Annotated in this window: 6 protein-coding genes and 2 pseudogenes; 7 read left to right on the forward strand and 1 reads right to left on the reverse strand. The window is 69.8% G+C overall.

Features of this window, described 5'->3' with window-relative positions; genetic code table 11:
* Window positions 1–279 (forward strand): annotated as a pseudogene (locus RH94_RS44110) (DEAD/DEAH box helicase); the annotation flags it as partial.
* 205 nt (window positions 280–484) lie between these two features.
* Complete coding sequence (locus RH94_RS21245; protein WP_073949100.1) at window positions 485–727, forward strand: DUF5302 domain-containing protein; 243 nt, start codon at window positions 485–487, stop codon at window positions 725–727.
* A gap of 711 nt (window positions 728–1438) precedes the next feature.
* On the opposite strand, the gene RH94_RS21250 is transcribed toward RH94_RS21245, so the two are convergent.
* Window positions 1439–3124, reverse strand: coding sequence for a ribonuclease J (locus tag RH94_RS21250; protein ID WP_073949101.1), 1686 nt, complete (start codon window positions 3122–3124; stop codon window positions 1439–1441).
* 625 nt (window positions 3125–3749) lie between these two features.
* On the opposite strand from RH94_RS21250, the gene RH94_RS21255 reads away from it, so the two are divergent.
* From RH94_RS21255 to RH94_RS21275, 5 genes and pseudogenes are all read left to right on the forward strand, one after another.
* The gene (locus tag RH94_RS21255; RefSeq protein ID WP_234425928.1) at window positions 3750–4637 is read left to right on the forward strand and encodes an alpha/beta hydrolase; all 888 of its coding nucleotides are present in this window, start codon (window positions 3750–3752) and stop codon (window positions 4635–4637) included.
* Between the two features lie 57 nt (window positions 4638–4694).
* Window positions 4695–5271, forward strand: a pseudogene (locus tag RH94_RS21260) (transposase family protein); the annotation flags it as partial.
* 23 nt (window positions 5272–5294) lie between these two features.
* Window positions 5295–5753 carry a polysaccharide deacetylase family protein gene (locus RH94_RS21265; protein ID WP_073949102.1) on the forward strand — a complete coding sequence of 153 codons (459 nt, stop codon included), beginning with the start codon at window positions 5295–5297 and terminating at the stop codon, window positions 5751–5753.
* A gap of 32 nt (window positions 5754–5785) precedes the next feature.
* Window positions 5786–6118: an alpha/beta fold hydrolase gene (locus RH94_RS21270; RefSeq protein WP_073949103.1), complete on the forward strand. Its 333-nt coding sequence runs from the start codon at window positions 5786–5788 to the stop codon at window positions 6116–6118.
* Between the two features lie 166 nt (window positions 6119–6284).
* Entirely contained in the window at window positions 6285–7841 is a 1557-nt protein-coding gene (locus RH94_RS21275) for a GMC family oxidoreductase (protein ID WP_073949104.1), read from the forward strand.
* The last annotated feature ends 349 nt before the right edge of the window (window positions 7842–8190 follow it).

Raw genomic sequence — 8190 nt, forward strand, 5'->3', positions numbered from 1 at the left:
AGCCGCATGATGGCCGGGGCCGGCATCGAGCCGACCGTCACCAAGGTGCGCTCGGGCGAGGCGGAGCTGAGCCGGATCACCGGCGCCAAGGCTCCCTCCGGCACCCCGCTCGACGGCGGGCCCGCCGTTCCCCGGCCCAAGAACACCAACGCTCCCTTCCGCGGCCTCGGCACCAGCAAGGACACCTCCCGCGGCGCCGGCGGCAGGTCCCGAAAGGCCGGCGAGGCCCGCAAGCTCGCCGAGGCCCGCAAGGCCGCCCTCGTGCGTCGCAACGGCTGAGAGCCATTGCCCTGGCGGCCCGGCCACGGGATCGACACCCCTCGGCCCGGCCCGAAGCCGTCCCGTGCGCCTTACCTACGAAGTCGACGCCTCGGGCCGCGAGAGGGACACCCGCCGAAACGGAGCAGGATGACGTTGCCGGCCCCTCGCACTGCGCCCGGCATGACAAGCTGTGCTTGCCCACCCCCGAACCCAGGAGGTCACCATGACCGCAGAGCCCGTATCCACGGAAGGTTCGGAGCCGGCCGCTCCCGAGACGTCCCCTCCGGCGCCGGACGGCGACGGCAACTACGACCTCAAGCGCAAGTTCCGCGAAGCCCTGGCGCGCAAGCGCGGCGCGCAGGCGGACGCCGCTGATATTGCCGCCAAGTCCGATGCGTCGAAGGTGCGTGCGGCGCACGGCCCGGCTGCGAGCCAGCGGTCGTTCAGGCGCAAGAGCGGCGGCTGAGTCCAAGAGCGGCGGCTGAGTCGATGAGTCCCGCGATCTAACCGCTTCACCGGCACTCGCGCGTCCTGTGCAGTGGCCCGCGACGTGCGCATGCCCGTGCGCGCGTCGCGGGCGGGGCGTAGCCGGCGGACTCGCCTGGCGGAATGGCCCAGATGCGGCCGGCTCGGGTCGGTGGCGCGGCCGAACTGGAATTCCGGGATGAGGGCACTGCCTTGTCCGAGGGTACGCGGCCGGTGTCGCGCACCTGGCGTGCCCCTGTACCGCTGTGAAAATCGACTGCGGTTGTCCGGCGTGACGGTAGGCAACCGCGTGGCAAGGACATTCGTTCCCCGTCCTGCTGCGGCTGATCGACCCACAGCCGGTCGCGTTCCCGGCCGCGGTCGCCTTCGTGCCCAGCCGCGACGTGCAGGTGCCGACCTGCCCCGAGTGGACACTGTCCGATCCGGTGCAACAACTGGGCGGGGTGCACCGCCGCTGTGTCACCGGTTCCTCCCGCGGCTTCGGCCGCGAGTTCGCGCAGGCGGCCCCGGAGCGCGGCGACAGGGCCGCCGCCCGCAACACCGACTCCCTCGCGGACCTGCCGGCCGCCCACGGCGAGGCGATCCGCCTCGTCGAGCCCGGCGGCTTCGCCACCGACCGGTCCGGGCGTGCCCGACCTCGATGCTCGCGGGGCCGCCACCGGAACCGCGGACCGTGCCGCCGGGCTGCGGCTCAGGCGTCGATGATGACGGGGATGATGAGGGGCTTGCGGCGGTGGGCGCGGAACGCCCAGTTCGCCACGGCGCGGGCGAGCAGCTGTTCGAGTTGGCGCGCGTCCCCGACGCCCTCCTCGGCCGCGGTGGCCAGGGTCTTCTCGATGACGGGGATGACCGGCTCGAAGGTGGCGTCGTCGTGGACGAAGCCCCGGGCCAGGAAGTCGGGGGCCTCGGCGAGGGCGCCGGTGTCCGCGTCGACGATCGCCACCACCGTGACCACGCCTTCGGCGGCGAGGGTGAGACGGTCCTTGAGGGACGCTTCCGTGGCGCCGCCGACTTCCATGCCGTCCACGTAGACGTTGCCGGCGGGGACCTTGCCGGTGATGGACACGCGCCCGTCGACCAGGTCGACGACGACGCCGTCCTCGGCGATGACGACCCGGTCGGGGTCGACACCGGTACGGATGGCGAGGTCGCCGTTGGCCCGCAGGTGGCGCCATTCGCCGTGCACGGGCATGACGTTGCGGGGTTTGACGATGTTGTAGCAGTAGACGAGTTCGCCGGCGCTGGCGTGCCCGGAGACGTGCACCTTGGCGTTGCCCTTGTGGACCACGTGGGCGCCCCACCGGGTGAGTCCGTTGATCACCCGGTAGATGGCGTTCTCGTTGCCGGGGATGAGGGAGCTGGCGAGCAGGACGGTGTCGCCCTTGCCGATGCGGATCTGGTGGTCGCGGTTGGCCATCCGTGACAGCGCGGCCATCGGCTCGCCCTGGGAGCCGGTGCACACCAGAGTGATCTTGTGGTCCGGGAGCTTCTCCAGCTCCTTCGTGCTCACGACCAGACCGGAGGGGACCTTCAGGTAGCCCAGGTCACGGGCGATGCCCATGTTGCGGACCATCGACCGGCCGACGAAGGCGACCTTGCGGCCGTGCTGGTGGGCGGCGTCCAGGACCTGCTGGATGCGGTGCACGTGGCTGGCGAAGCTGGAGACGATGACCCGGCGCGGCGCGGTGCGCATCACCTGCTCGATCGCCGGGTTCAGCTCACGCTCGGAGGTGGTGAAGCCGGGTACCTCGGCGTTGGTGGAGTCGGTGAGGAACAGGTCCACGCCCTCCTCGCCGAGGCGGGCGAAGGCGCGCAGGTCGGTGATGCGGTCGTCGAGGGGGAACTGGTCCATCTTGAAGTCGCCGGTGTGCAGCACCATCCCGGCCCGGGTGCGGATCGCGACCGCGAGGCTGTCCGGGATGGAGTGGTTGACCGCCACGAACTCGCAGTCGAAGGGCCCGAGGCCGCGCCGGTCGCCCTCCCGCACCCGCACCGTGCGCGGCCGGATGCCGTGTTCCTTGAGCTTGGCCTCCAGGAACGCCAGCGTCAGCTTGGAGCCGACGACGGGAATGTCGGACCGCTCGCGCAGCAGGTACGGCACGCCGCCGATGTGGTCCTCGTGGCCGTGGGTGAGGACCACGGCCACGAGGTCGTCCAGCCGGTCCCGGATCGAGGTGAAGTCCGGCAGGATCACGTCCACGCCGGGCTGGGTCTCCTCGGGGAACAGCACGCCGCAGTCGACGATGAGCAGCTTGCCGGCGTGCTCGAAGACGGTCATGTTGCGGCCGATCTCACCCAGGCCGCCCAGGGCGATGACCCGCAGCCCTCCTTCAGGAAGGGGCGGTGCGGCTTTCAGCTCGGGGTGCGGATGACTCATACCCTGACGGTACCCGGAGAGCGGGACGGGTCGATCCACTGCCTGTGTGATCCAACGAGCGCTCGATACGACCCGCCGCCGAAGGCGTACTGGCGCTCAGGTCGGCATCCGTCTCACCTGCCCGCTGCCCCAGCCCCAAGACAAGAGGGCAGCCGCGGCCGCCGCGGGTACCGGGGTGGCTTTGCGGGTTGCGCGGGCGGTGAGCACCCCGCCCATGATCACAGAGAAGGAGCAGATCGAGCCGACGGCCCGGGCATGCGCTCACGCCGCTGAAGTATCGAGGTTGAATGTGATGTCGACCTTCGCGGTCCGTTGTGGTTGGACAGAGTCGATTTGAGAGTGTTCCAGAGCTGGGATTGAGCATGTTCTGCGGGCCCGGGTCGGGATGCCGAGGTCTTGGGCAACCTGCCGGATGGGCCGGCCGGCTTCGACGAGATCGGGGACCTTGCGCCGGAACTCGGCCGGGTAACTACGGGGCACAGAAGCCTCCTTGAGTGTCTGGAGCATCACCTGTCCAGCAAGGCGACTCCACCAGACCCGGGGCACATCAATGACTCCACCAGACCCGAGGCACATCAAAAATCCCTTGCGGCCAAGGGTGGCGATCGCTCTACGGTTGCTCTCCGTGACCATCGAGATGCCCTACCAGCCACTTCCGGTCGACCAGTCCGACGTGCGCTACATCCACGGACCCGATTCCGCTCTACAGCCGGGCGTGCCCGCGGGCGAGACGGTTGAGCTCGAGTGGAGGGGCAGCGAGGTCTACCCGGGAACCTTCCGGAAGTTCTGGGTACACGTGCCTGCACAGTACGACCCGGCGGAGCCGGCATCCTTGATGGTGTTCCAGGACGGATGGTGGTACCTGGACCCCGCAGGGGAGGTACGCGGCGCGATCGTCCTGGACAACCTCATTCACCGCGGCGACATCCCCGTCACCATCGGCGTGTTCGTCGATCCTGGCGTCTTCCCCGATGCGGAGAACCCGAAGAACCGCAACAACGAGTACGACGCCTTCGACGACCGGTACGTCACCTTCCTCCTCACCGAGATCATCCCGCAGGTTGCGGAGCGCTGTACCATCGCCCAGTCGCCCGAAAGGTGGGGCATCTGCGGCGGGAGCAGCGGCGGCAACTGCGCCTTTACCGCCGCGTGGCTGCGTCCGGACAAGTTCCGCCGCGTCATCGGATACCTGTCCAGCTTCGCGCAGATGCCGGACGGCAATCCCTACCCGGACCTCATCTCCCGCGTCCCCCGCAAGCCGCTGCGCATCTTCATGCAGGGCGGCCACCGCGACCTGCCTGGAATGAGCCACAGTGGAACTGGCTCGCCGAAAACCTGCGCGTGGCAGCCGCTCTCGCTGAAGCGGGCTACGACTTCCGCCTTGTCCTGGGAGACGGCGGACACAGCCCCAACCACGGCGGCGTCCTGCTGCCGGACGCTCTGCGCTGGCTGTGGCGGCCCAACGAGCATTGATCGATACACGCATCATCCAACCTGGCGCCGGCTGCGGTGAGGTGGGCTGCACCCTGGTCGCACAAAGGCGTGAAGCTCCTGGTAGGCGAGCTCACACTTGGGCTTCCTGACCGGGCAGCTCGCCGAGCGCCGCCGAAAGGTCGGCACCCGCCGGCGGCGCCTGCCCCGAATCGGCAGGCCCTGCTCGTCCTGGCCCATCTGCGCTGCGGTGACACCTACACCCGGCTCGCGGCCTCCTTCGGCATAGGCGTGGCCACGGTCCACCGCTACATCCGCGAGGCCGTGGACCTCCTGGCCGCGCTGGTTCCCACGCTTCAACAGGCCCTCAACCGCGCGGCGGCCAAGGCGTTCGTGCTCCTGGACGGCACCCTGCTGCCCATGGACCGGATCGCCGCCGACCGGCCCTTCTACTCGGGCAAGCACCGCAAGCACGGCATGAATGTCCCCAAGTCCTCGCCGGCCCGTTCGGCCGCCTGCTGTGGGCCTCCGCCGCGCTGCCCGGCGCCGTGCACGGCATCAAGGCGGCCCGCACCCACGGCGTCATCAACGCCTCGGCCGAGGTCGGCCTGGTTTGCCACGGCGACAAGGGCTACCAGGGCGCCGGCGGCACCGTACGGGTGCCCTTCCGTGGCAAACACCGCGACCTCTCCGGCGGTCATATGCGTTCTCACGCACCAACGGGCTCGAGGACAAAGCCATGAGCGACATCGCCGCTGACATCGACGGGGCCGGCCAGGCGATCGAGGACATGCTCGGTGTGTGGCCGAAGACGTTCGCCTATCCGGGCGGCCAGTCCTTCATCGGCCGGGGATCCCGACGGCGGAGCTACGTCCCGCTCGTCGCGGAGCGCTTCGTGGCGGGACGCGACTACGGCGGCGAGACCGGCAACATGCCGGAGGTTTGCGATCTGGCGCACCTGGGCGCGTACATGATCGACGGACTCGACGTCGACGCGCTCATGTCCCTTGTGGACAGCGGAATGGCCCACGGCGCATGGGTGATCATGGCGGGCCACGACATCGGCACCCACGGACGGCAAACCGTGCGCGCCCGAGACCTCGAGGAGTTCTGCCGCCGGGTGGCGCGCGAGGACAGCATCTGGGTGGCACCCGTGGTCGAGGTCGCCGAGCACGTGCTGACGGCTCGCACGCCCTGATCGACCAGGACTCGTATCCGCCCGAGCAGGTAGTGCACCTGCGCCGAGCGCCCCTCCCCAGCGGTGATCGCCGTTTCCTCGACGTCTTCCTCCGCCAGGCTCACACTTCGATCCCGCCGGTCGTGCGGGCCTTCGCCCGCGAGGACCGTTACCCACGCCTGGGCGAGATCACGGTGCCCACCGACGTCATGGTCGGCACAGCCGATCGCAGCACACCGCCGAACCACTCCCGGCGCCTGGCCGCAGGGACACCGGGCGCGCGACTGGTCACCGTGCCGGACGCCGGGCACATGATCGACTGGGAAGATCCCGATGCCCTGGTGGAGACCATCGTCTCCCTGCACGAGGCTGAGGGAGCCGATTGATGCGCAGCGGTCTGTGCGTCGCCGGGCGGCGCTGCGAGCGGTGGTCCGTGGCACAGCCACACCGCAGGAGTGCGGCGTCGACAATGGCCGACAGCAGGGTGTCGTCCGCCCGCCGATGCGGCTTGAGTTGAGGGAGTCGAGCAGCCACGTCGGGCGAGGGGGACAGGTGTACGACTACATCATCGTGGGTGCAGGGTCGGCGGGGTGCGTGCTGGCCGGCCGTCTGACCGAGGACGAGAGGACGCGCGTTCTTCTCATAGAGGCCGGCCCGGTGGACGATGCCCCGGACATCCACGTTCCGGCCGCGTTCAGCAAACTCTTCCAGACGAAGTACGACTGGAGTTACCTCACCGAGTGCGAGCCCGGGCTGGAGGGCCGCCGCCGCTACCTGCCCCGCGGCCGGATGCTCGGCGGCTGTTCGTCGATGAACGCGATGATCTACATCCGCGGCAATCGCCGCGACTACGACGCCTGGGCGGCGGCCGGCGCCGACGGGTGGAGCTGGCAGGATGTCCTGCCGTACTTCCTTCGCGCCGAGGACTTCACGGGAGCCACGTCCCCGTGGCATTCCACCGGCGGGCCGCTCACGGTGAGCGAGGGCCGTTCCCGGCATCCCTTGATGGACGCATACGTGGCGGCCGCTCAGGAGGCCGGACACCCCTGCACCAGCGATTTCAACGGCCTCGAACAGGACGGCGTGGGCTATTACCACCTCACTCAGCGCGACGGTCTGCGCTGCAGCACGGCGGACGCGTATCTGCGGCCGGCCCTGGCCCGGCCGAACCTCGATGTGCTGACCGGTGTTGAGTGCACCCGCGTGCTGCTCGACGGCGAGCGTGCAACCGGCGTCGAGGTGGACCGGGACGGCGAACTGCTGTCCCTGCACGCCGAAGGGGAGGTCGTGCTGTCGGCCGGCGCCTACAACTCGCCGCACCTGCTCATGCTCTCCGGCATCGGCCCGGCCGGTGAGCTGGCGGCTCACGGCATCACGCCCCGCGTCGATCTTCCAGTGGGGGAGAATCTGCAGGATCATCCGCATGTCGGTCTGTGCTACCTCACCGACACGGAGTCGCTGTTCACCGCCGAGACACCGGACAACGTGCGCCTGCTGGAGACCGAGGGCCGCGGCCCGCTCACCTCCAACGTCGGCGAGGCCGGTGGTTTCCACCGCACCCGCGAGGGACTCGACGCCCCCGACATCCAGGTGAACGCCGCGCCGGTGATGTTCTACGAGGAGGGCATCAGCCCCGTGACCGACCACGCCTTCATGCTCGGCGCGGTCCTGCTCACCCCCACGAGCCGGGGCAAGGTCTCCCTGCGGTCGGCGCTCCCCAGCGCCAAACCGCGCATCCTGCACAACTACCTGACCACCGAGGAGGACCGCACCACGATGATCCGGGCGCTCCGGATACTGCTCGACATCGCCGACCGGCCCGGCCTGCGCAAGCACCGCCGAGCCGACTTCCGCGTACCGCGTTCCACGGACGACGTCGGCCTGCTCGACTTCGCCCGGCGCGAGTTGCAGACCCTCTACCACCCGGCGGGCAGCTGCTCCATCGGCCCCGTTGTGGACTCCCGGCTCAGCGTGCACGGCGTGAGGGGCCTGCGGGTGGTGGACGCCTCGGTGATGCCCACCGTGGTGCGGGGCAACACCAACGCACCCACGATCATGATCGCGGAAAAGGCGGCGGACATGATCCGCGGTCTCCCGGCACGGGCGTGACCCTGACATCGGGCCGGGGCAGAGGGAGAGGACGTCGTCGAGTTGTTGTTCCTCCTCGGCTCGTAAGCGGCCGGGGTGACGAGTGATCCAGTTGGTGAGGGTCTGGGGTTTGGGCGGTGGTGCGGGCGCCGCCTTCGCGGTGTCACGCAGTGGGCGCAGGAGGCGGCGGACGGCTTGTGGTGTGCGGCCGGGTAGCCCTGGGCCTGGATCTCGCGGAAGAGGGCGGAGGCGTTGGTGCAGCCCTGGTTCCAGCGGCTGATCAGGCAGGGCCGCCAGGCGTCCAGCCGAGTGGTGCGGATGGCGCGGTCGGCGAGGGCCTCGGGGTTCTCGCAGCGTGCGTAGCGGCGGG

The organism is Streptomyces kebangsaanensis, from assembly GCF_001906585.1.
Classification (GTDB): Bacteria; Actinomycetota; Actinomycetes; order Streptomycetales; family Streptomycetaceae; genus Streptomyces; species Streptomyces kebangsaanensis.